The organism is Vibrio sp. Vb0667, from assembly GCF_033391095.1.
In genome coordinates this window covers 1-1,249 of the sequence record NZ_JAWPOL010000237.1, presented here as the reverse complement: position 1 = coordinate 1,249, position 1,249 = coordinate 1, and the positions used below count along the sequence as shown (strand labels likewise).

1 protein-coding gene is annotated in these 1,249 nt (G+C 46.9%); it reads right to left on the bottom strand.

Going from position 1 to position 1,249, the window contains the following annotated elements; translation table 11 throughout:
* Positions 1–1,249, bottom strand: a 1,249-nt coding sequence (locus tag R8269_RS24905; protein WP_318222868.1) for a diguanylate cyclase domain-containing protein, incomplete at both ends; no start/stop codon positions are given.

Below are 1,249 nucleotides of genomic sequence, written 5' to 3'. Positions count from 1 at the left end.
TTCAGGATCCCGAATTCGACATGTTAACTCTTCGTGTAAGGCTTTTTTATGCGTCGCATCACTTATTGAGTGAACCGATTGTGCGTAGAGTATCACATTTTCTGATGTAAGTGCCGTATCAAATAACGTACGCCATCTCACACTTCCGCGCGCTTCTTCATCGTGGTTCCATTTCTTAAAACGGCTCCAGTTATTGTTGTTTTGTAGCTGCGCACTTCTGAGTGCCGTTTCCGCCTCATCAATAATTTGGCTGTGTCGCTCTCCCTCTTTGTACATAGTGATACCAATATGGCACCAGTTGTCGGGGTCGAGCGGATCTGGCGGCGTAAGTTTCTCTAGTTGACGAATACATTGTGAGGCCAAGTTGGCAACATCTTTGGCGCTTTGATGAGGTAAGAACAGTGCAAAATCGGCATCGTAATAACGAGAGAACACCACGTCTGGGTAACGCTGCACTAAATTGGATAACAAGCTGCCGACTTCAACAATAAACTCGTCGGTGATTTGCTTATCTTGCTCTTCTTCCACGAGCTTCCAATCTTGAATACGAATCAGCAAGACCGCGCCACGTGCGCCACTCTCTAAAAGAGCCGATTCCAGCTTGCTATCAAAGAGCACTCGATTGGCTGTTCCAGTGAGCTTATCGAGAAAAGTTTGAGTACGGATAAAGGTATCAAAGCGGCTGCGCTCCTGGCGTGCATCCTGTAATTCTTCAATCAACACATCGAGTGCTTCACTCGCGGTGTAAGGCCACTCTTTTTTATCTCCCTTGGCGTATTGCTCAACTCGCCCCGCCAAGATCATTCTTCCTCGCTCTTCCAGCATTTCTGAACCAGCAAGCTGCTCTTTTAGCCACGCAACACCGCGCATCAAACAAAAGATGATCAAAATAACGGCGAGGGTGATCGACCACAACTCCTGCATGGAGTAGCTGTAACCTAAGTAAGGAGGGATGGCTTTAAAGCGGATGACATAGTCTTGATTGTGAGTCAGCTGGTACTCAGTTTCAAACAAGGCCGACGCTTCTATTTGATGCGAAGTGTCTTTGAACCGATAAACGACGGCGTTGTTTGTCGAGAGCGTCATTTCAACGATGTTGCTTGCTTGCAACATTTTTGGCATCCAACGCTGCATAGAATAAGCTGCATCAGGATCTTCCATCTCTTTATCAACAACCTCGACAATCCCTTCCAAGTAGTGGGTAAGATATTCTTGCCCAAGTCGTTTGAAAGAGAGGGTGCCGCCGACA